The 20,486-nt window shown below is 65.5% G+C and carries 19 protein-coding genes and 1 pseudogene; 10 read left to right on the forward strand and 10 right to left on the reverse strand.

The window, feature by feature from the left end; genetic code table 11:
* Positions 1-23: 23 nt before the first annotated feature.
* A complete protein-coding gene (locus AAHB16_RS05970; RefSeq protein ID WP_223851644.1) occupies positions 24-1,265 on the reverse strand; it encodes a right-handed parallel beta-helix repeat-containing protein in 1,242 nt (413 codons plus the stop codon).
* A gap of 339 nt (positions 1,266-1,604) precedes the next feature.
* Between AAHB16_RS05970 and AAHB16_RS05975 the strand changes: the two genes are divergently transcribed.
* The 3 genes from AAHB16_RS05975 to AAHB16_RS05985 all read left to right on the forward strand — a co-directional run bounded on the left by AAHB16_RS05975 (position 1,605) and on the right by AAHB16_RS05985 (position 3,036).
* Positions 1,605-1,790 carry a hypothetical protein gene (locus AAHB16_RS05975; RefSeq protein ID WP_150376877.1) on the forward strand — a complete coding sequence of 62 codons (186 nt, stop codon included), beginning with the start codon at positions 1,605-1,607 and terminating at the stop codon, positions 1,788-1,790.
* Positions 1,791-2,099: 309 nt separating this feature from the next.
* Positions 2,100-2,798 carry a hydrolase gene (locus tag AAHB16_RS05980; RefSeq protein WP_150374063.1) on the forward strand — a complete coding sequence of 233 codons (699 nt, stop codon included), beginning with the start codon at positions 2,100-2,102 and terminating at the stop codon, positions 2,796-2,798.
* Between the two features lie 55 nt (positions 2,799-2,853).
* A complete protein-coding gene (locus AAHB16_RS05985; protein WP_150376878.1) occupies positions 2,854-3,036 on the forward strand; it encodes a hypothetical protein in 183 nt (60 codons plus the stop codon).
* A gap of 77 nt (positions 3,037-3,113) precedes the next feature.
* On the opposite strand, the gene AAHB16_RS05990 is transcribed toward AAHB16_RS05985, so the two are convergent.
* A complete protein-coding gene (locus AAHB16_RS05990; protein ID WP_342050349.1) occupies positions 3,114-4,112 on the reverse strand; it encodes a Bug family tripartite tricarboxylate transporter substrate binding protein in 999 nt (332 codons plus the stop codon).
* A gap of 112 nt (positions 4,113-4,224) precedes the next feature.
* Positions 4,225-5,427, reverse strand: a complete 1,203-nt coding sequence (locus AAHB16_RS05995; RefSeq protein ID WP_342050350.1) for a pyridoxal phosphate-dependent aminotransferase — start codon at positions 5,425-5,427, stop codon at positions 4,225-4,227.
* A gap of 124 nt (positions 5,428-5,551) precedes the next feature.
* On the opposite strand from AAHB16_RS05995, the gene AAHB16_RS06000 reads away from it, so the two are divergent.
* On the forward strand, positions 5,552-6,496 hold the full coding sequence (locus AAHB16_RS06000) for a LysR family transcriptional regulator (RefSeq protein WP_342050351.1): 945 nt from the start codon (positions 5,552-5,554) through the stop codon (positions 6,494-6,496).
* Positions 6,497-6,514: 18 nt separating this feature from the next.
* On the opposite strand, the gene AAHB16_RS06005 is transcribed toward AAHB16_RS06000, so the two are convergent.
* Together AAHB16_RS06005 and AAHB16_RS06010 are read right to left on the reverse strand one after the other, a co-directional pair.
* Positions 6,515-8,149, reverse strand: a complete 1,635-nt coding sequence (locus tag AAHB16_RS06005) for a hydantoinase B/oxoprolinase family protein (RefSeq protein WP_342050352.1) — start codon at positions 8,147-8,149, stop codon at positions 6,515-6,517.
* 3 nt (positions 8,150-8,152) lie between these two features.
* Entirely contained in the window at positions 8,153-10,264 is a 2,112-nt protein-coding gene (locus tag AAHB16_RS06010; RefSeq protein ID WP_342050353.1) for a hydantoinase/oxoprolinase family protein, read from the reverse strand.
* 213 nt (positions 10,265-10,477) lie between these two features.
* Between AAHB16_RS06010 and AAHB16_RS06015 the strand changes: the two genes are divergently transcribed.
* On the forward strand, positions 10,478-10,966 hold the full coding sequence (locus AAHB16_RS06015; protein ID WP_150376884.1) for a redoxin domain-containing protein: 489 nt from the start codon (positions 10,478-10,480) through the stop codon (positions 10,964-10,966).
* Positions 10,963-11,490, forward strand: a complete 528-nt coding sequence (locus AAHB16_RS06020) for a DsbA family protein (RefSeq protein ID WP_150376885.1) — start codon at positions 10,963-10,965, stop codon at positions 11,488-11,490. Before AAHB16_RS06015 ends, AAHB16_RS06020 begins: the two co-directional genes overlap by 4 nt.
* Here the strand turns inward: AAHB16_RS06020 and egtD are convergent.
* The 5 genes and pseudogenes from egtD to AAHB16_RS06040 all read right to left on the reverse strand — a co-directional run bounded on the left by egtD (position 11,487) and on the right by AAHB16_RS06040 (position 15,888).
* Entirely contained in the window at positions 11,487-12,467 is a 981-nt protein-coding gene (gene egtD / locus AAHB16_RS32730; protein ID WP_446718067.1) for an L-histidine N(alpha)-methyltransferase, read from the reverse strand. The genes AAHB16_RS06020 and egtD overlap by 4 nt on opposite strands.
* Positions 12,450-13,646: pseudogene (gene egtB, locus AAHB16_RS32735) on the reverse strand (ergothioneine biosynthesis protein EgtB); the annotation flags it as partial. The gene egtD and the pseudogene egtB, both read right to left, overlap by 18 nt.
* Positions 13,647-13,675: 29 nt before the next feature.
* The gene (locus AAHB16_RS06030; RefSeq protein WP_342050355.1) at positions 13,676-14,053 is read right to left on the reverse strand and encodes a DUF427 domain-containing protein; all 378 of its coding nucleotides are present in this window, start codon (positions 14,051-14,053) and stop codon (positions 13,676-13,678) included.
* A 327-nt stretch (positions 14,054-14,380) separates the two neighbouring features.
* Entirely contained in the window at positions 14,381-15,064 is a 684-nt protein-coding gene (locus AAHB16_RS06035; RefSeq protein WP_150376888.1) for a GntR family transcriptional regulator, read from the reverse strand.
* A gap of 68 nt (positions 15,065-15,132) precedes the next feature.
* Positions 15,133-15,888 carry a TerC family protein gene (locus AAHB16_RS06040; RefSeq protein WP_150376889.1) on the reverse strand — a complete coding sequence of 252 codons (756 nt, stop codon included), beginning with the start codon at positions 15,886-15,888 and terminating at the stop codon, positions 15,133-15,135.
* Between the two features lie 243 nt (positions 15,889-16,131).
* On the opposite strand from AAHB16_RS06040, the gene AAHB16_RS06045 reads away from it, so the two are divergent.
* The 4 genes from AAHB16_RS06045 (at position 16,132) to AAHB16_RS06060 (ending at position 20,391) form a co-directional block, all read left to right on the forward strand.
* A complete protein-coding gene (locus AAHB16_RS06045) occupies positions 16,132-17,154 on the forward strand; it encodes a 2-dehydropantoate 2-reductase (RefSeq protein ID WP_150376890.1) in 1,023 nt (340 codons plus the stop codon).
* A 183-nt stretch (positions 17,155-17,337) separates the two neighbouring features.
* A complete protein-coding gene (locus tag AAHB16_RS06050; protein WP_150376891.1) occupies positions 17,338-18,072 on the forward strand; it encodes a GntR family transcriptional regulator in 735 nt (244 codons plus the stop codon).
* A 185-nt stretch (positions 18,073-18,257) separates the two neighbouring features.
* Positions 18,258-19,493 carry a formyl-CoA transferase gene (gene frc, locus AAHB16_RS06055; RefSeq protein ID WP_150376892.1) on the forward strand — a complete coding sequence of 412 codons (1,236 nt, stop codon included), beginning with the start codon at positions 18,258-18,260 and terminating at the stop codon, positions 19,491-19,493.
* A gap of 115 nt (positions 19,494-19,608) precedes the next feature.
* Positions 19,609-20,391: a fumarylacetoacetate hydrolase family protein gene (locus AAHB16_RS06060; RefSeq protein ID WP_150376893.1), complete on the forward strand. Its 783-nt coding sequence runs from the start codon at positions 19,609-19,611 to the stop codon at positions 20,389-20,391.
* Positions 20,392-20,486 lie beyond the last annotated feature (95 nt).

The following is a 20,486-nucleotide window of genomic DNA, read 5'->3' on the forward strand; positions in this document are numbered from 1 at the left end:
GCGGCGCTATTGGGGGAACGGCGCTATTGGGGACGTCGATAGGAAGACCGCACCTGGGGTAACCGGCTCGCGTCGGCCCCGGCAACCTGAACCGATCCCCCGCCGGAACACCCTGACGGCCCGGACATACCCGCGCCATCGAGCGTATTCCCGCCGCAGTTGAATTGCTCGGCCGTACAGTTGCGGTAGAGCAGCGCGATCGGCGTCCCGCCGATGGCGCCGAAACGGTTGCCGGTAATGCCGACCCCGCAGATATTGCCCTGTACCCGAAAGCCGTCGAACCGCGTGCGGATGATCTGGTTGCCCATGATCTGCAGCCGCGACACGCTGCCGCTGTCCGTATTGATGTCGATGGCCGCGTGCCCGGTCGCCATGCGGTTGTTCCCGGGTTGCGTCGCGTTCTGGTCGTCGGCAATCGAGTTGCTGGCAATCAGCACGTTGGAGGCATCCATCGTCCGATAGCCATCCTCCTGCGCCACCATGATGGCCGCGGCCTTCTGCACGCCCTCCACCCAGTTGCCGACGACGGTCACGTCCGCGCTGCCGACCACCGCGACGCCGCGTCCCCACGCGTTGCCGGCCAGATAGTTGCCGGTCACATAGATGTTCCGCGTCTGCTCGCCATCGCGCTGATAGCTGACGATCCCGACCATGTCGTCGCCGGTGGCCGTGACGGAGGAGTCCTGCACGAGCACGTCCTGCGAGCCGCCCGTGATGTGAATGCCGTCGGCCAGCGTCCCGCTGACCTTGTCCCCGATCAGCGCGATGCTTCGGCCCCGCGACACGAAGATGCCGGCGCTGGCGCCACCCTGGATCGTGACGTCGAGCACCTGAATGCCTTCGCCGTCGACGACCACTTTCGCCGATGTCGCCGACTCCAGCCGCTGCGTGCCGACGCCGCGCAGCGTCAGCCCCACGAGCGTCGAGTTTCGTCCGTTCATGACAATGGCCTGCTGATCCGGATTGGTCGCGACGAAGGTCGCCCCGTAGCCGGACACGACGACCTGCTCCCGGCTCACGGTCAGCACGCGGCTGACCGTATAGGTGCCCGGCGCGAGCACCAGCCGCTGGCCCGACTGCAGGGTATCGAGTGCCGATTGCAGCGCATCGGTCTGATCCTGGCCGCTGGGGCCAAAGGAGACATCGGCAGGTGCCCCAACCGCCGAAGGGATCGGATCCGGCACATGCCACAGGTCCAACCGGGTCACTGCACCGGCCCCTGCGAGCGCAACGAGCGCCAGACCGGTCCACAGGGTTCTACGCAAGACAAGTTTCATAGGTGCCAGCATACGTGCTGACGGGCCGGACGGCGGCTGTCTGGAACCGGTTGTCCGGAATGGACGAGATGTTGTCGGAACCCGAATGGGGCAACCGCATGTCGATAGGCGTGTTGCGATGCAAGTCCACACCCGCGATGGTGCCTACGTGCGGTTCTGCGTACAAAATCGGCCAAAGTGCCGTCAAAAAGTCTCTCATCCGGCCCTTTTTGCGGCCGTTGTTGCTGCCAAGCACTACGTACTATTACCTAATGCTGCATTGCGCCAATCCTTTTGCTACAATTCGGGAAAACCCCATAAGGGTTATCCCTAGGAAGGAAGAACGCCATGAACACGAACTCCGATATCAAGATCACCGACCAACTCGAGCGCGAACTGATCGAGCGCGAACTGGGCTCGCAAAGCCTCGGCTTCGCCAACGACGTCAAGCGCGTCATCGCCGCTGTGCAGAACGTCTTCACCCGTCTGCAAGCCGAAGCCCGCAAGGCCAAGGTTGTCTACGCAAACGGCTGATCGCAGCAAGCAAGTTGGATCGGGTCGCTGTCCAGCGACCAGGTAGTACGCGGCATCGCAAGGTGCCGCACCCCATTGAACCGGCCCACCGCCACACCTCTCGTGTGAGCGGCGGGCCGGTTTTGCTTTTTGCGGGTCACATTTCGACAATGTGACGTATATTCAATTATTTTGAATAACTATGACAGCGATAGCCGACTTTCTCCGGGAAGGCGACCGCTATAGTTCAACCCATGGACAGCGCAGCACAGCTAGCACTGCCCAACAACAACCTCAAACTTATTGAATTACCTTTTCCGGAGAGAAACCATGTCGAACGCCAAGCTGCAAGTCCTGACCCCGCGCAACAGCCAGTTGATCTTCATCGACCACCAGCCCCAGATGGCCTTCGGCGTGCAGTCGATGGACCGCCAGACCATGAAGAACAACGTCGTGGGCCTGGCCAAGGCAGCCAAGATCTTCGACGTGCCGACCACCATCACCACGGTCGAGTCCGATTCGTTCTCCGGCTACACGTATCCCGAACTGCTCGACGTGTTCCCCGGCAAGGAAACGCTGGAGCGCACCTCGATGAACTCGTGGGACGACCAGAAGGTGCGTGACGCGCTGGCCGCCAACGGCCGCAGGAAGATCGTCGTGGCCGGTCTGTGGACCGAAGTCTGTAACACCACGTTCGCGCTGAGCGCGATGCTCGAAGGCGATTACGAGATCTACATGGTGGCCGACGCCTCGGGCGGCACGACCAAGGAAGCGCACGACTACGCGATGCAGCGCATGATCCAGGCCGGCGTGGTGCCCGTGACGTGGCAGCAGGTGCTGCTCGAGTGGCAGCGCGACTGGAAGAACAAGGAAACGTACGACGCCGTGACGGGCCTGGCCAAGGAACACTCGGGCGCCTACGGCATGGGCATCGACTACGCCTACACGATGGTCCACAAGGCCGCCCAGCGCACGCAGACCCCGCACGCATCGATCGCACCGGTCCACGCGCCGGTGACCGAATACTGAGAACCCCGCAGATATAAACCGGCAACGATCACGCAGGCGATTCGCGGACAAGACCATGACACGCAACCACAACCTCGGCCGCAGACTGGAACTGGCCGCCATCGCCTTCGCGACCGGATTCACCACGCACGGCCACACCTCGTCGTCCCTCGGCGTCCTCGCCGGAACGTTCGCGGTATGCGCGCTGGTCGCGCGCAGCACGCTCCGCAGGCGCGGGCCGGCGGCCGCGCTTGCGTGAAGGGGCGTCGGGCCCTCAGGGCCACAGGCCCACAGGCCCACAGGCCCACAGGCCCACAGTCCCACAGGCCGCCCCCTTCAATCCATCTCGATCTGCGCCTCCTTGATGACCTTTGCCCACTTGACTGCCTCGCTGCGCATCTGGTTCTCCAGCACCGACGGCGGACCGCCTACGAGGTCGAAGCCCATATCGGTCAGGCGGGTGCGGACCTTCGGGTCTTCGAGCGCTTCATTGAACGCCGTGTTCAGCTTCGCGACGATCGGGGCCGGTGTGCCGGCCGGGGCAACGAGGCCGTACCAGGCCACGAGCTCGTAGTTCGGCACGCCCGACTCGGCCACGGTCGGCAGATCGGGGAACTGCGCGAGGCGATTGCTCGTGGTCACGGCCAGCGCGCGCAGCTTGCCGTCCTTCACCATGGGCAAGGCCTCGGGCGCGATGGCGATCATCATCGTCGTCTGGTTGCCGAGCAGGTCGGCCAGCGCGGGGGCGCCGCCCTTGTAGGGCACGTGCACCAGCTTGGGCAGATTGGCCAGCTTCTTGAAGAGTTCGCCGCCCAGATGCGCGGGCGTGCCGTTGCCCGCGGACGCATAGGAGGCCTGCGCGCCCAGGCTCGAGAGATAGGGCGTCAGTTCCTTCATCGACTTCACCGGACTGCTCGAGTTGACGACCACGAGGCTCGGCAGGCGCGTGGCCAGCATCACCGGGCGAAAGTCCTTCAGCGGCGAATACGACAGGTTCTTGTACAGGCTTACATTGACGGCCAGCGCGGCCGACGTGCCCAGCAGCAGGGTATAGCCGTCCGCCGGCGCCTTCGCCACGAACGCGGCGCCGATATTGCTGCCCGCACCGGGCCGGCTTTCGACGACGACGGGCTGGCCGAACTTCGCGCCGACCCGCTCCCCGAGCGCCCGCGCGAGCAGATCGACGGAGCCGCCCGCCGGATACGGCACGACGATGTGGATCGGCCTGGACGGAAAGTCGGTGGCTTCGTCCGCGGCATGTGCCGGCGCGACGATGCCCGCTGCGAGCGTCACTGCGGTCGCGGCCAAGAGGCCCGGCAGGGAAATTCCATGCATTGCTTGCTCTCCATGGGAGGATGACCGTGGGCGGTCAAAGTGGGGGTTAAACACAGGAGCGTGCGCTGGAGCGAGCAGGCGGCCATCGAGGGCCGCTTCATATCGTATTGGTTCAGACGAGCATTTCGCATGCCCGTCTCAGGCGCTGGCAGCCTTCGTCGAGCACCTCGATCGAGGTCGCATACGAAATACGGAAAAACGGCGAGACGCCATAGGCGGCCCCATGCAGGACGGCAACGTTCACCGCGTCCAGCAGATACAGGATGAAATCCTCGTCGGTCTCGAGCACCTTGCCGTCGGGCGTCTTCTTGCCCAGCAGCGCGGCACACGACGGAAACGCATAGAACGCGCCTTCGGGCCGGTGGCAGCGGATGCCGGGGATGTCGTTGAGCCAGCCCACGACCTTGTCGCGCCGTTCCTGAAAGATCGCCCGGCGCGGCGCCATGAAGTCCTGCGGTCCGTTGAGCGCTTCCACGGCGGCCGCCTGGCTGATGGAGGACGGATTCGACGTGCTCTGCGACTGCAGCTTGACCATCGCCTTGACGAGACCGGCCGGCGCGCCGGCATACCCGATCCGCCAGCCCGTCATCGCGTACGCCTTCGACACGCCATTGAGCGTCAGCGTGCGGTCCTTCAGCGCGGGCTCGACCTGCGCGGGCGTGCAGAACTCGCGCCCATCGAAGATCAGGTGTTCGTAGATGTCGTCCGACAGTACCCACACATGCGGATGGCGCATCAGCACGTCGGCCAGTGCGCGCATTTCTTCACGCGTGTAGATCGCGCCGCTGGGATTGTTCGGCGCGTTCAGGATGACCCACTTCGTGCGCGGCGTTATCGCGCGGTCGAGGTCTTCGGGCTGCAGCTTGAATCCGCATCCTGCGGGGCAGGGCACGATGATCGGCGTACCGCCGGCCAGCAGCACGATGTCGGGATACGACACCCAGTAGGGCGACGGCACGATGACTTCGTCGCCGGCTTCCACTGTGCACATCAGCGCATTGAAGATGATCTGCTTGGCGCCCGTGCCCACGATCAGTTCGGACGGCTTGTAGTCGAGGCCGTTGTCGCGCAGGAACTTGTCGCGGATGGCGAGCTTGAGGTCCGGCGTGCCGCCGACGTCGGTGTACTTGGTCTTGGACGCGGCCATCGCGCGGATGACCGCTTCGGTCACGTTGGCGGGCGTATCGAAGTCCGGCTCGCCGCTGGTCAGGCCGACGATGTCGCGGCCCGTCTCGCGCAGTTCGCGCGCGCGCTGGCCTGCCATGGAGCTCGGAGAGGGTTTGATGCGGCGGATTCGGGCAGCAAGGTTCGGCATGGTGTGCGGGGTGGGCAGGTCGGAAAAAACAGGCCGGGTGCGAAAAGTTTATGTGGGCCGGCTATTCGGTACAAATTATTAGTTTTTGTTGACTATTCGTTTTTGCAGATATATTTTTCGAGGCATGAATCGCACCATTTCGCTTCGTCATCTGCGCTGCTTCGCCGAGGTCGCGGAGTCGGGTTCCTTCACGACGGCCGCGACCCGGCTGTTCGTGACCCAGTCCGCGCTCACCGCCACCATCCAGCAGTTCGAGGAGGCCGTCGGCCTCAAGCTGTTCGACCGCAACACGCGCCGCGTGGCGATGACGCCCGAGGCGGTACGGTTCAAGGCGGAAGCGGACAAGATCCTGCGAGAGTTCGACGCGGCGATCTCCGACCTCGAGGCCATCGCGCAGAGCCAGAAGGGCCATGTGCGCATCGCCGCCGCGGCATCGGCCATCTATCAGTTCCTCGTGCAGTCGATCGTGGCGTTCCGCGAGGAGTACCCGGCCGTGTCGTTCACGCTCCGCGATGCGGGCGCGCAGCAGGTCGAGCAACTGGTGGTGGACGGCGAACTGGACTTCGCCATCGCCAGCCGCTACAAGGGCTTCGACGAACTCGACTACGTGCCGCTGCTGAGCGATACGTTCGGCATCGTCTGCCGCCCCGACAATCCGCTCGCGAAGGGCAAGGGCCCGCTCAAGTGGGCCGACCTCCCGAGCGAAGGCTTCGTGGCCTTCACGCAGGACACCGGCATCGGCACGATCCTCAGGACGCAGGGTCCGGCATGGCCAGGCTTCGACAACTGCCAGTTCGAGATCTCGAGTTCGACGTCCCTGCTGGCCGTGCTGACGGAAGGCGGCGGCTTCTCGATCGTGCCCGCGCTCGCGGGCAAGGTCGCGGGATTCGAGACGCTGGCCTTCCGCGAACTCGAATCGCCGGTGCTGAAGCGCGAGGTCTGCCTGATCACGCGCCGGCTGCGCTCGCTGTCGCCGACCGCGCAGCGGCTGCTGCGCGTGCTGCTGCAGACGATCCACGGGCAGACGCTGCCCGAGGGCGTGGTAGCCGCCGCGATCGACCCTGTATAGAGACGCCTCGCGCATGGCTCAGGCCACGTAGCCGTGCAGGCGGTCGCGCCGGCCGAGTTCCGGGTCCCGGGCCGAGGCGGGACCGAAACCGCCGCCGCCCGGCGTGCGCAGAATGACTTCGTCGCCGGGGTTCAGCGTATGCGGAATGCGCGCATTGATGGCCTCGCCGTTGATCAGCACCTCGCCACACGCGCCGGCCTCCGCGCCCCCGAGTCCCGGTGCGGGCACGTGCAGGCGTTCCGTGAGGAAGACGATGGAGAGCGGCGTCGGATGTTCGCTGACGAAACAGATCTCTTCGCCAAGGCCGCCGCGATACTGCCCGGCACCGCCCGATCCTTCGCGCAGCCGCTTGTACCGGAAGTGCAGCGGCGCATCGCGCTCCGCGACCTCGATCGGCGTCGGCGAGATATTGCTCGGCCACGACATCACCGACGCGCCGTCCTTTTTCGCCGTGCCACCCAGGCCGCCGTTGTAGAACAGCACCGTGGCAAACGGCTTGCCTTCCGCCGTGGTGCCGCTGAGGTTGGCGATCCACAGCGGCGAACCGACGCCCGCCATCACTGCATCGGGCAGCACGCGATGCATGGCGCCGAAGATCGCCGTCGGCACATAGTGCCCGGTGCACGCGCGGCCGCCCACGGGAGCCGGCGAGCGCGGGTTCAGGATCGTGCCTTCCGGCGCGGTGACCTTGATCGGACGGAACAGCCCATCGTTGTTGGGCAGGTCGGGCAACAGCAGGCACTTGATCGCATACACGGACATCGCGTTCGTATAGGACAGTACGCAGTTGATGCCGCGCGGCTGCTGCGGCGACGTTCCCGCGAAATCGCATTCGATCTCGCCGCCGCGCACGCGGACCGTGACCGCGAAGCGAAAGCGCTCGCCGAAGCCGTCCGTTTCCATGTCGTAGGCATAGCTGCCTTCGGGCAGCTTCGCGATGGCGCGGCGCATCGCGTCTTCGCTCCGCGTGAACAACGCCTGGGCGAGGTCATCGATACCGGGCAGCGCGTACTCGCGCAGGATGGCGGTGAGCCGTGTGGCGATGAGTTCGACCGCGCCCACCTGTGCCCAGATATCGCCGACCGTCTGCTCGGGCGTCCGCACGTTGGTGCGGATCAGCGACAGCAGCGTTTCGTCCGCCCGATTCGCGCGCAGCAGCGGCATCAGCGGAATATGGAAGCCTTCTTCGAACAGCTCGCGCGCATCGACCGATCGGATCTTGCCGCCGATATCGGGCACGTGGCCCGCCGTGGCCGCGAAGCCGATCAGCGATCCGTCGTGGAACAGCGGCTTGACCAGGCAGACGTCGTTCAGGTGGCCGGTGCCGATCCACGGATTGTTGGTGATGTAGATATCGCCGGGCTGCATATTGGCCGCACCGATCCTGGCGAGGGCGGCCTGCACGGTGCGGGGCAGAGTGCCGATGAACGACGGAATGCTGCCGCTGTTCTCGGCCAGCGCGCGGCCGGCTGAATCCGTCACCACCACGGCGAAGTCGTTGGCTTCGGTGGACAGTGTGGAGAACGATGTGCGCACGATCAGCTTCGCGGCTTCGTTGACGACCGAGCGCACGCGCGTCCAAAATACTTCGAGAAAGATCGGATCGACCGATGCCGCCGATGCCGCCGATGTCGCTGCATTTGCAATGGCCATGGCTCACTGCTCCTTGATGGTGATGACCAGGTTGCCGCTGGCAAGTTGTTCGACATGGCCCTTGGGGCCGACCACGAGCGTCGAGCCCGTGTCCTCGACGAGCAGAGGCCCCTGGGCGGAGAAGCCCACACGCAGCGCCGAGCGATGGAACACGGGTGTGGACACGTAGCCATGCGCCTCGCGGAAATACACCTCGCGCTCGCCGGACGGCGTGGCACGATCGCCGGTGTCGAGCGGCTTCGGCGCGAACGCCATGCGCGGCGGCGCTTCGCCGGTGACGCGCAGGTTGACGAGTTCGATCGGGACATTGGGCGGTGTGCGGCCGAATTTCTCGCGATAGGCGGACTCGAACGCGGCGGTGAGCGCCTCGCGCATCGCGCCTTCGCCGGCCGTGTCGGCAAGGTAGGGCCCTTCCGGCAGTTCGACGGACAGCGTGAAACCCTGCCCGACGAAGCGGCCATCGGCATGGCGCGACAGCCTGATGGGGCCGAACGTCGCATCGACGGAGGCCAGCGAATCGCGGACCTGCGCCTCGAGGTGGCGGAACGCGTCTTCCAGTTCGGCGAGTTGCCCCGTGGACGGACGGAACGTCGCCGTGCGCGAACGGTCGGCCCGCGCGGGCGCGACCAGCAGGCCATACGCCGAGGCGACGCCGGCGGCCGGCGGGCAGATGATCGTGTTCACGCCGATCTTCTGCGCGACATAGTACGCGTGGAGCGGCCCCCCGCCGCCCGTGCACAGCAGCACGAAGTCGCGCGGATCGCGGCCGCGTTCCGCGGCGTGGACGCGCGCGGCGCCGGCCATGTTCTCGGCCACGATGTGGTGCATGCCCCATGCGACGTCGAGCGCGCCGATTTGGGTCTGGCCGCCCATCTCGCTGGCGATGCGCGACAGTGCCCCGTGCGCCTTGTCGCGATCGACCTTCATGGTGCCGCCCGCGAAGTAGTCGGGATTGAGGTAGCCGAGCACGAGGTTGGCATCGGTGACGGTCGGATCCTGTCCGCCCAGCCCATAGCATGCCGGTCCGGGTTCCGAACCCGCGCTATGCGGGCCCACCTTCATCAGGCCGAGTTCGTCGCAATGGGCGATGCTGCCGCCGCCCGCGCCGATCTCGATGAGGTCGATGGTGGTGATGCGAATCGGCAGGCCGCTACCTTCGGCGAAGCGCTTGCGGCGCGCCGCCTCGAAGCCGAACGCGATATAGGGCTTGCCGTGCTCGACGAGGCAGAGCTTGGCGGTGGTACCGCCCATGTCGAACGCCATGAGGTTGGGCTGGTCGTCGCGATGGCTGTAGTGCGCCGCGGAGATGGCACCGGCCGCGGGGCCCGATTCGAGCAGTTCGATCGGATTGCGCTTGGCTTCCTCGATATGGGACAGGCCGCCGTTGGACAACATCAGCAGCACGCCCTTCGGCAGCCCGAGCGCGGTAAGCCGGCTCTCCAGCGCGTCCAGATACCGCTTGGCCAGCGGCTTGATATAGGCGTTGGCCACCGTGGTCGAGTTGCGCTCGAACTCGCGAATGACGGGCGCCACGTCGGAGGACAGCGTGACGTGGAGATGCGGAAAGTCCTGCGCGATCCATGCCCGCACCTGCTGCTCGTGGCCGGCAAACGCGTAGGCATGCAGCAGGCAGACGGCGATCGATTCGACGCCCTGTTCGACGAGGCCGGCGACGGCCTTGCGCACGTCTTCCGCATCGGGCGCCTCGAGCACGCGGCCATGGCCATCGACGCGGCCGCCGATTTCGGCGCGCAGGTTGCGCGGTACGAGCGCGGGCGCCGGTTCGATATGGATGTCGTAGAGGTCGTACTTGCGCTCGTGCCCGATCTCGAGCACATCGCGAAAGCCGCGCGTCGTCAGCAGACCCGTGGTGCTGCCGCGCCGCTCGATCAGCGCATTGGTGAAGAGCGTGGTGGCGTGGACCACGCGGGCGACGCTGCCGGGACGGATATCGCATGCCTGCATCAGCTGCTGCACGCCGTCGGCCACGCCCTGGGCCGGATCCCCGTGTGTGGTCAGGACCTTGAGGCTATGCAGCGCCCCCTCGTCGTAGTCCAGGGCGACCACGTCCGTGAACGTGCCGCCGATATCGATGCCAATTGCCCAGGTTGTCAAAGGAAGCCCCTATCCGTATTCCGCTTGGTGTGAGCAGATCATAGGGCGGGGCATTTACAAGTTCCAATGACATGTTTCGATAGATTATTCATCAGCGTTGATAAATAAGTGGATGGAGAACCGTTCGAACTGGAAAGACGGGCGGCAATCTGAACCCTCGGTGCGGGAAAAGGGAGAAGAATGGGCTTGCCCTGCCCCTAACGAGGAAGATCCATGGCATCAGCTGCCGAGTACCTGAAGGCGGGGACCATCGCGCCCGACTTCAGTCTTCACGCGACACCGGACCAGAGCATCGCGCTGCGCGAATTGCGCGGCCGGCCCGTGGTCCTGGCGTTCTATCCCGCGGACTGGAGTCCGGTCTGCGGCGACGAAATGACGCTCCTCAACGCCACGCGGCACGAGATGGAGGCCTTTGGCGCCGTCCTGTTGGGGATTTCCGTCGATAGCGTATGGAGCCATACGGCGTTTGCCGAACAAAGGAAGCTGCATTTCCCGCTGCTCGCGGACTTCGAACCGAAGGGCGCCGTGGCGCGCGCCTACGGCGTCTATCGCGAAACGGATGGCACCTCGGAACGCGCGCTGTTCGTTATCGATGGCGACGGCGTGATTCGCTGGAGCTATGTGTCGCCCATCGCCATCAACCCTGGCGTCGATGGCATTCTCGATGCGCTGGGCCGTCTGCAGGGCAAGGAGCCTCAATGAGCCACCTCACCATTCCGGTCGGCCCGGCCGATCATCTGCAGGGCAACGCGGACGCACCGCTGGTGCTCGTCGAGTACGGCGACTTCGAGTGTCCGTTCTGCGGGCGCATGTATCCGATCATCCAGCAGCTGCAGCGCGAACTCGGCGATCGGCTCGCCGTGGTCTATCGCCACTTTCCGCTCGTCGATATGCACCCGCATGCGGGTGCGGCGGCGATGGTCAGCGAGGCGGCCGCGCACGCGGGCAAGTTCTGGCCGATGCACGACCGGCTCTTCGAAAGCCAGGGCGCCCTCGAGGACGACGATCTGGTGCGCTACGCGCGCGAGCTCGGTGTGCCCGACGTGCTGGTCCAGCGCGCGTTCGACGGCGACAAGGAATTCGTGGCGAAGATCGAAGCCGACTTCAAGGGAGGCGTGCGAAGCGGCGTGAATGGCACGCCGTCGCTGTTCCTCAACGGCACACGCTACGACGGCGCGCCGGACTTCGCGCCGTTGCTGAAGACGCTGGTGCGCATGCTCGGCTAGCGCGCGGCAAGCTCGAACACGCCGAACGCGGGCGCGTCGCTGATCCAGTGGCGCGTCACCTGCCAGCCCGCATCGACGGCAAGCGCCGAGAGCGACTCCACCGTGAACTTGTGCGAGTTCTCGGTATGCAGCCGCTCGCCGCGCCGGAACGTGAACGACTGCCCCGCGGCGTGCACGATCTGGTCGACGCGGCTGACCAGATGCATCTCGATACGCTGGTGCGCGTCGTTCCAGATGGCGAGGTGGTCGAACGTGTCCGGATCGAAATTCCCATCGAGCTCGCGGTTGATGCGCACGAGCAGATTCTTGTTGAACCGCGCCGTCACGCCTTCCGCATCGTCGTAGGCGCGCAGCAGCGTCGGCAGATCCTTGACCATGTCCGCACCGACGATCATGCGGGCATCGGCGCCGAGCATCTCGCGCGCATTGCGCAGGAACTGCGCGGCCTCGTCGTGCGTGAAATTGCCGATGGTCGAGCCCGGGAAGAACCCGACGCGCGGACGGCCCTGCGTGGCCTCCGGCAGCGCGAACGGCTGCGTGAAATCGGCCTCCAGCGCGTGGACGTGCAACGCCGGATAGCGTTGCGCAAGCCGCGATACCGCGCCCGCCAGCGCGTCGCCGCTGATATCCACGGGCACATACGCATCGATGCGATCGCTGGCCGCGAGCAGCAGATTCGTCTTCTCGCTGGCGCCGCTGCCGAATTCGATCAGCGCGGTGCCCGTGGCAAAGGTGGCGACCACATCGCCGGCGATACGCGCCAGCAGCGCGGATTCCGTACGCGTGGGGTAGTACTCGGGCGTGCGGCAGATCGCCTCGAACAGATCGGAGCCGGTCGCATCGTAGAAGTACTTTGGCGACATCGCCTTGGGATGACCCGACAGGCCCACGCGCACGTCGCGCGTGAAGTCGTCATGCTCGTCATGGCTGGGATGCCGCCCCGGCGGCTGCGTGCCCGGATCGCGCGCCAGACGCACGCCCGCGAACATCCAGCGCATATGCGGATAGAAGAAATTGCGGTACGTTGCCCGTGCGTGGTCCGGCGGCGTCACGCTCGCGCCGCCGCGCAGCACGAGCTGGCTCACCATGAACTTGCCGTTGTACTCGCCAATCGCATCCATCGACGCGTGGAAGCCCGGATAGGGGCCGTACGCGGTCTGCGTCCACTGCCATGCCACATCATCGACCTGGGTCAGCACCCCGGCGCGCGTGCTGATCTCCCACTCGGCTTCCGACGGCAGGCGCGCACCGGCCCAGCGCGCATAGGCGTTCGCCTCGTAGTAGCTCACGTGCACGACGGGGGCGTCCCAGTCGATCGAACGCAGGCCGCCGAGGGTCATCTCCTGCCAGCCATGCTCGGAATGCTGCCAGTACAGCGGGGCATCGAGCTCGCCCGACTTTACGCGTGCCCAGCCATCGGCAAGCCACAGCTCGGGGCGCGTGTAGCCGCCATCGTTGATAAAGCGCAGCCATTCGCCATTTGTCACGAGCCGGTCCGCGATCTCGAACGGGGCCACGTAGATCTTGTGGCGCGGCCGCTCGTTGTCGAAGCAGAAGCCGTCGGTGTCGTCGCCGATCTCGACGAGTCCGCCCTCCATGCGCGCATAGCGCGCGCGGCCGGCGGCACGCGGGCGGGGCCAGCGCGTGTCGTACGCGGGCTTGAGCGGGGACTGCGCGAACAGATGGAGGATGTCCATCAGCAGCAGTTCCTGGTGCTGTTCCTCGTGCGCAAGGCCCAGATCCATCAGCGATGCCAGCGTGTCGGGCGCGCGCGTCTCGAGCAGCGCGAGCATCTGCGCGTCGACATGCGCGCGGTAAGCCATCACCTCATCGACGGTCGGCCGGCTCAGCAGCCCGCGAAACGGGCGCGGCTGACGTTCGCCGATGGCTTCGTAATACGAATTGAAGAGATAGCCGTAACTGGCGTCATAGACCTTGTAGCCCGGCAGATGCGGCGTCAGCAGGAACGTCTCGAAGAACCACGTCGTATGGCCCAGGTGCCATTTGGCGGGACTCGCGTCGGGCATGGACTGGATGGCCATGTCCTCCGCGTTGAGGGGCTCGACCAGTGCGAGCGTACGCTGGCGTACCGCGAGATAACGGCTATACAACGGCGAACGGTGCCCGGCGGGCACGCCTTGGGTCTGCAATGCCATGTGTCGTGTCTTTGTTGTGGAGCGCGCGCTCAGGCGCTGACTTCGATGCTGTCGACGCGATCGGGGTAGAACGCGAGATGGCCGGCGATGGACACCACCGCGTCATGCGGGGTTTCGTACGTCCATACCGCATTGGCGCCGCGATCGCCGGCGCCGGGAATGCTGTAGTACGCGGCATCGCCCTTGTAGGGGCAGTGCGTGCTGTGCGTCGTGCGGGTCAGCTGCGACATGTCCGCGTCTTCTCGCGGAATGTAGTAGACGGCGGGGTAGGTGGATTCTTTCAGTACGAGCGCGTGCCGGCTGTCGGCAACCACCCGGCCGCCCGCTGTCACGATCACGCGGCCATCGAGCGGCTTGATATCGATGGGATGGTCCGGCCCGGGAATCCTGACGGTCTTGCCTTGCATGGCGGTCTCCTCGTCTCGGGTAGAAAAGTAGGCGCGGCAAGCGCCGCGCCTTGTATCAACCGGGCGTGCGGACGAACAGTCTGACCACGCGCGCTGACACCAATGAAAAAACCGCCACGGAGGTGACGCGGAGTCGGAAGGAGAGAAGAGCCCCGACCCCAATACGCACGATAGCAAGGTCTGACGCGTCAGAAAAGCGTGAGGACGGAACACACTTTTCTTCAATGTTGAACAATGTGTGCAAATGCCCGACCAAACGCCCGACTAAACGCCCGACTAAACGCCCGACTAAACGCCCGGCACGCGCGCGTGCGCGATCGGCGCGAATCAGCGCGATTGTTCCTCGACCCACAGCGACAGGCGCACCTTGTAGGCCTGCTGGATATGCCGCCGTGCGATTTGCTCGGCTTGCGTGGGATTCCGTGCTTCGAGCGCTTCCACGAGGGCCATGTGTTCCTCGTACGAACCGCGCGCGCGGCCCGGCACGGCGAGGGTCGAGCGGCCCAGCAACGCCATCGACTCGTGCAGCGTGCGCAGGGTCTTGAGCAGGTAACGGTTATGCGCGCAGCGGTGCAGTGTCTCGTGGAACAGGCGGTTGTTCGCGACGAGCCGTTCGGGATCTTCGGCGAGGAGCAGGTCTCGTTCGACGATATCGCGCAGCAGCGAGATCTCGACGTCGGTCGCATGGCGCGCGGCCAGCGCGGCCGCGGTGGCCTCCAGCACTTCGCGCATCACGTACAGCTCGCTGACCATGCTGGCGTCGAGCTGCGTCACCATCATGCCGCGATTGGGTTCGTTGACGACGAGGCCCTCGGACTCGAGCCGCGACAGCGCCTCGCGCACGGGGGTGCGCGACAGGCCGAGCGACTCGGCGAGCTCGACCTCGCGCAGGCGCGTGCCCGGCGACAGTTGCCCGGACTGGATGGCGGCCCGCAGCTGCTGATAGGCCCGTTCGGACCGCGGCAGCGAAGCCTGGCTGCCGTCGGGACCGGAAAGATCGGTAGGAAGCATGGAGTGGGGTTATGCGTGACAGCAACCGGAGATGATACCCGTTCGCCCGCGGCTGTTGCCGCCCGGGCCTAGTGCTTCTTCTTCCTGCGCCGCGCCAGCATGTTCAGCGCCTCCACTGCCACGGAGAAGGCCATGGCCGTATAGATATACCCCTTCGGCACGTGGTGGCCGAGCCCGTCCGCGATCAGCGTCATGCCGATCATGATCAGGAAGGCCAGCGCCAGCATGACGATGGTCGGGTTGCGGTTGATGAAGTTGGCCAGCGGCCCTGCCGCGAACAGCATGACCGTCACGGCCACGATCACCGCGACGAACATGATGGGCACATGGTCGGTCATACCCACGGCCGTGATGATGCTGTCGATCGAGAACACGATGTCGAGGATCAGGATCTGCCCGATCGCGGCCGCAAAGCCGGGCACGGCGCGGGCCGCCGCGGCGTCGTCGCCTGGCTCGCCGCCTTCGCCATGGTCGTCGTCGTGTGCCACGTGCTGGTGGATCTCCCGCGTCGCTTTCCAGACGAGGAACGCGCCGCCGGCAATGAGGATCAGATCCCGCCACGAGATGCCCTTGCCGAAGATCGTGAACACGGGCTCGGTCAGCGACACGATGATGGCGATCGTCGCCAGCAGGCCGAGGCGCAGGATCAGCGCCAGGCCGATACCGATCCGCCGCGCCTTCTCGCGCGTTTCCTCGGGCAGCTTGTTCGTGAGGATGGAGATGAAGATGAGGTTGTCGATCCCAAGCACGACTTCCATCGCGATCAGCGTGGCCAGCGCGGCCCATGCCGACGGGTCACGGGCGAGGTCCATCAGCGAATCCATGCGAACTCCTTGGCGGGTGGGGCACGGGGAACGGGCTGGGCACAGCGGACGACACTTCGATGGTAGTGCAGCAGGCGCTATCTGAGAACAGGAGGATGTCTGACAGTGCACGTGAACGCCGCGCGGAGGCGGGAAAGATTGCGGTCGTCCCGCAAATTGAGGTTGTCCTGTGCTGGTGTGGAATATAGTATGTGATATATCAAAACAGCTTTCACATAATCTATAGCACTGAGGAGACGACGCATGAAGATCTGTATCTATGGCGCCGGTGCCATCGGCGGGTATCTGGGCGCCCAGCTCGCGCTGGCGGGTGCCGACGTCAGTTTTATCGCGCGCGGCCCGCATCTGGCCGCCATGCAGGCCAACGGCGTGCGGTTGCTGATCGAGGGGCAGGAACGCGTGGCCCGCGTCCGCTGCACGAGCGATCCACGCGAACTGGGCCCGCAGGACTACGTGTTCATCACGCTCAAGGCCCACCAGGTGCCGGGCGTGGTGGACCTGATGCAGCCGCTGATCGGTCCCCAGACCGCCATCGTCACGGGCGTCAACGGCATTCCCTACTGGTACTTCTACAAGCACGGCGGCGAATTCGCGGGCTCGACGCTGGAGAGCGTGGACCCGGGCGCGAAGCAGTGGAAGGGCTTCGGCCCCGAGCGCGCGATCGGCTGCGTGCTCTATCCCGCCGCCGAGATCGAGGCGCCCGGTGTGATCCGGCACGTCTATGGCAAGAAATTCCCGATCGGGGAGCCCGATGGCAGCCGGTCCACGCGCGTGACGGCGCTGGCCGAGCTGATGGTTGCCGCGGACCTCGACGCACCGGTTCGCGACAACATCCGCGACGAGATCTGGCTCAAGCTCTGGGGCAACCTGTGCTTCAACCCGATCAGCGCGCTGACCCACGGCACGCTGGACATCATCACGTCCGATCCCGCCACCCGCGCGCTGTCGAAGCAGATGATGCTCGAGGCCAAGGACATTGCCGAGCGCTTCGGCGTCCATTTCCGCGTGGACGTGGAGCGGCGGATCGATGGCGCGGGTGCGGTGGGCGCGCACAAGACGTCGATGCTGCAGGATCTGGAGGCGGGGCGCGCGATGGAGATCGATCCGCTGCTGACGGTGGTGCAGGAGATGGGCCGCATGCTCGGGCAGCCGACGCCGATGATCGACGCGGTGCTGGGCCTGGTCAAGCAGCGCGATCGCATGGCGCAGACCGCGCTGGCGCCCGCGTCGGCGCCGAACGACGCGAAGGTGGCGCGCGCGGCATAACCTTGCAGTGGCAGTGATGTGATATACCATATACGAAAGGCCGGTGGCGATATCTGATCGCCACCCGCGCGTCCCCGGAGGCAGAATTCATGAGCGAAACGCATGACGGCATGCCAAACTGCCATCTATCGTTGCGTGTGAAGTCTGCCGGGGACCGCGCGCCGGCCATCTACGAGTGCATTCATGTCTGCCCAAAGCCAAACAGAAGTTCAGGACGTCACCCAGCCGCCAGGCGGTCTCACACTGGCGCTGCAGCCGATCAATGCGGGCGCCAGCCTGCGCGACCAGGCCTACGCGATGCTGCGCCAGGCCATCGCCGATGCCGATATCTACCAGTCGCGAGAGGAGGTGCGCCTCGACGAGCGCGTGCTCAGCGAAGCGCTGGGCGTGAGCCGCACCCCGATTCGCGAGGCCATGACGCTGCTCGAGCAGGAAGGCTTCCTGCGCACGGTGCCGCGCCGCGGCATCTACATCATGCGCAAGACCAAGCGCGAGATCGTCGAAATGATTCAGGTCTGGGCCGCGCTGGAAAGCATGGCCGCGCGTCTGGCCACGCAGAACGCCACGGACGAGGAGATCGGCAAGCTGCGCCACATGTTCGACAGCTTCCGGGACTCGACACCGGCCGAGCATATCGAGGAGTACTCGGACGCCAACATCGTCTTCCATCAGGCGATCGTGCAGCTGTCGAAGTCGCAGGTCATCATGGACCAGATCAAGAACATCTTCGTCCATGTGCGCGCGATCCGAAAAATGACCATTTCCCAGAGCGATCGCGCCGCGCGTTCGATCGTCGACCATCTGCGGATCATCGAGGCACTGGAAAAGCGCGACACGGAACTGGCCGAACGGCTCGTGCGCCAGCATTCGCTGGACCTCGCCGATTACGTCGAGAAGCACTGCGACTTCCTGGACTGACGACCCGCTCCGTCATCGCGATGCCCCAGCGCCGGCCCGGCGCTGGGGCATTTTTTTTGGCCGAATCCTGATTGCTGCGTCGCAATATCGAAACTTGCCTGATTGGGGTTTAAACCCTCTTGCATCTTCGTGATATACCACATACTGTATGTCGAAAGAGCGAAACACAAATCAGGAGACGCATCATGGAGCAACGCAAGGCCCTGGACGGCATTCGCATCCTGGACATGACGCACGTGCAAGCCGGACCTTCGGCGACGCAGCTGATGGCGTGGATGGGCGCCGACGTGATCAAGGTCGAAATGCCCGGGCGGGGCGACATCACGCGCAGCCAGCTGCGTGACGTGCCCAACGCCGACAGCCTGTACTTCACGATGCTGAACAGCAACAAGCGCAGCCTGACGCTCAATATGAAGACGCCGGAAGGCAAGGCGCTGCTCGAGGACCTGATCCAGAAAAGCGACGTGCTCATCGAGAATTTCGGCCCGGGCGTGCTGGCCCGCGCCGGCTTCGGCTGGGACCAGATCCAGGACCTGAATCCGCGCATGATCTACGCGTCGATCAAGGGCTTCGGCCCCGGCCCGTATCAAGACTGCAAGGCCTACGAGAACGTGGCCCAGTGCATGGGCGGCGCGGCATCGACGACGGGCGAGGCCACCGGCATGCCGACGGTGACCGGTGCGCAGATCGGCGACTCGGGCACGGGCGTGCACTGCGTGGTGGGCATCCTCGCCGCGCTGCTGCAGCGCGAGCATTCGGGCCGCGGCCAGCGCGTGGAAGTGGCCATGCAGGACGCCGTGCTGAACCTCTGCCGCGTGAAGCTGCGCGACCAGCAGCGTCTGGATGCCGGCCCGCTGCGCGAGTACCCCAACGACCAGTTCGACGACCACGTGCCGCGCGCGGGCAACGCATCGGGTGGCGGCCAGCCGGGTGCCGCGCTGCGCTGCGCGCCGGGCGGTCCCAACGACTACGTCTACGTCATCATCCAGCCGCAGGGCTGGGAACCGCTGATGCGTCTGTGCGGCCGCGAGGAACTGATCACCGATCCGGAATTCGCCACGCCCGAAGTCCGCCTCAAGAAGCTCCCCACGTGCTTCGGCATCATCGAGGAATGGACGCTGGGCCGCACCAAGTTCGAGGTGATGAACGCGCTCAACGGGGTGGACGTGCCGTGCGGCCCGATCCTGTCGATGAAGGACCTGATCGAGGACCGGACGATGTACGAGCGCGGTTATCTGGTGGAGCTGGACCACCCGGCGCGCGGCAAGTACGTGCAGCTGGGCTCGCCGATCACGCTGTCCGACTCGCCGGTCGAGGTCGAGCGCTCGCCGCTGCTGGGCGAACATACCGACGAGATCCTCGAATGGCTGGGCCGATCGCCGGCGCAGATTGCGGCGCTGCGCGTCGCGGGAGCGATCTGACCCGAGGCGGCCGGCCCCGGCCGGCGCCTGCAAGCCACTGCCCCTGACAGGGGCTCCCCCTCAACGTGCAAAGCGCTGGTGCGACACGGTCGCGCCCGCCGGAGGAGCTTTTGCCGTGCAAACCTGGATTCGCTTCCGCCGCCCCGATGGCGACCTCGCCTACGGGCGGCTCGACGACAGCCATGCCGACCGCGTCATGGAATTCGACGGCCCCGGCTATACCGATCCGCGCGCCACGGGGAACATCTACCCCTATGCCGCGCTGGAACTGGTGGCACCCTGCGAGCCCGGCAAGATCGTGGCGCTGTGGAACAACTTCCACGCGCTCGCGGCCCGGCTCGAGAAATCGGTGCCCACGCATCCGCTGTTCCTGCTGAAGCCGGCGAGTTCGCTCGCGGGTCCCGGAGACGCCATCCAGCGTCCAAGCGGGTACACCGGCAAGATCGCCTACGAAGGCGAACTGGGCATCGTCATCGGCCGCCCATGCCGCAATGTGCCGCTCGCCGAGGCCGCCTCGCACATCTTCGGCTACACGATCGTCAACGACGTCACGGCGGGCGAACTGCTCAATGCCGACCCCAATTTTCCGCAGTGGACGCGCGCCAAGGGCTCGGACACGTTCGGCTGTATCGGGCCGGCCATCGTCACGGGTTTCGACTGGCGCAGCGCCAGTGTCGTGACGCGGCTGGACGGCGTCGAGCGTCAGAACTACCCACTGTCCGACATCGTGTTTTCGCCCGAAGAGCAGGTGAGCCTGCTGTCGCGCGACATGACGCTGATGCCGGGCGACGTGATCGCCGTCGGCACCTCGATCGGCGTCGGGTCGATGAAGGACGGCGCCGTGGTGGCGGTGACGATCGATGGCATCGGGTCGCTGGTCAACCATATGAGCGGTTGATCTCCGTAATTTCCCTTATCTAACCGGCAATTTCGGTCAAATGCTGCGCCGCACCGACGAAAGTTCACAATGAGTCCTTGCTGAGCTTGGATATA

The organism is Cupriavidus sp. OTU4054, assembly GCF_038440175.1.
In the GTDB taxonomy this organism is placed as follows: domain Bacteria; phylum Pseudomonadota; class Gammaproteobacteria; order Burkholderiales; family Burkholderiaceae; genus Cupriavidus; species Cupriavidus pauculus_D.

Excerpts from the sequence above, each read along its gene's own strand:
- AAHB16_RS05975 (WP_150376877.1), top strand. The coding sequence starts at position 1,605 with ATGAACACGAACTCCGATATCAAGATCACCGACCAACTCGAGCGCGAA.
- AAHB16_RS05980 (WP_150374063.1), top strand. The coding sequence starts at position 2,100 with ATGTCGAACGCCAAGCTGCAAGTCCTGACCCCGCGCAACAGCCAGTTG.
- AAHB16_RS05985 (WP_150376878.1), top strand. The coding sequence starts at position 2,854 with ATGACACGCAACCACAACCTCGGCCGCAGACTGGAACTGGCCGCCATC.
- AAHB16_RS05990 (WP_342050349.1), bottom strand. The coding sequence starts at position 4,112 with ATGCATGGAATTTCCCTGCCGGGCCTCTTGGCCGCGACCGCAGTGACG.
- AAHB16_RS05995 (WP_342050350.1), bottom strand. The coding sequence starts at position 5,427 with ATGCCGAACCTTGCTGCCCGAATCCGCCGCATCAAACCCTCTCCGAGC.
- AAHB16_RS06000 (WP_342050351.1), top strand. The coding sequence starts at position 5,552 with ATGAATCGCACCATTTCGCTTCGTCATCTGCGCTGCTTCGCCGAGGTC.
- AAHB16_RS06005 (WP_342050352.1), bottom strand. The coding sequence starts at position 8,149 with ATGGCCATTGCAAATGCAGCGACATCGGCGGCATCGGCGGCATCGGTC.
- AAHB16_RS06015 (WP_150376884.1), top strand. The coding sequence starts at position 10,478 with ATGGCATCAGCTGCCGAGTACCTGAAGGCGGGGACCATCGCGCCCGAC.
- AAHB16_RS06020 (WP_150376885.1), top strand. The coding sequence starts at position 10,963 with ATGAGCCACCTCACCATTCCGGTCGGCCCGGCCGATCATCTGCAGGGC.
- AAHB16_RS06030 (WP_342050355.1), bottom strand. The coding sequence starts at position 14,053 with ATGCAAGGCAAGACCGTCAGGATTCCCGGGCCGGACCATCCCATCGAT.
- AAHB16_RS06035 (WP_150376888.1), bottom strand. The coding sequence starts at position 15,064 with ATGCTTCCTACCGATCTTTCCGGTCCCGACGGCAGCCAGGCTTCGCTG.
- AAHB16_RS06040 (WP_150376889.1), bottom strand. The coding sequence starts at position 15,888 with ATGGATTCGCTGATGGACCTCGCCCGTGACCCGTCGGCATGGGCCGCG.
- AAHB16_RS06045 (WP_150376890.1), top strand. The coding sequence starts at position 16,132 with ATGAAGATCTGTATCTATGGCGCCGGTGCCATCGGCGGGTATCTGGGC.
- AAHB16_RS06050 (WP_150376891.1), top strand. The coding sequence starts at position 17,338 with ATGTCTGCCCAAAGCCAAACAGAAGTTCAGGACGTCACCCAGCCGCCA.
- frc (WP_150376892.1), top strand. The coding sequence starts at position 18,258 with ATGGAGCAACGCAAGGCCCTGGACGGCATTCGCATCCTGGACATGACG.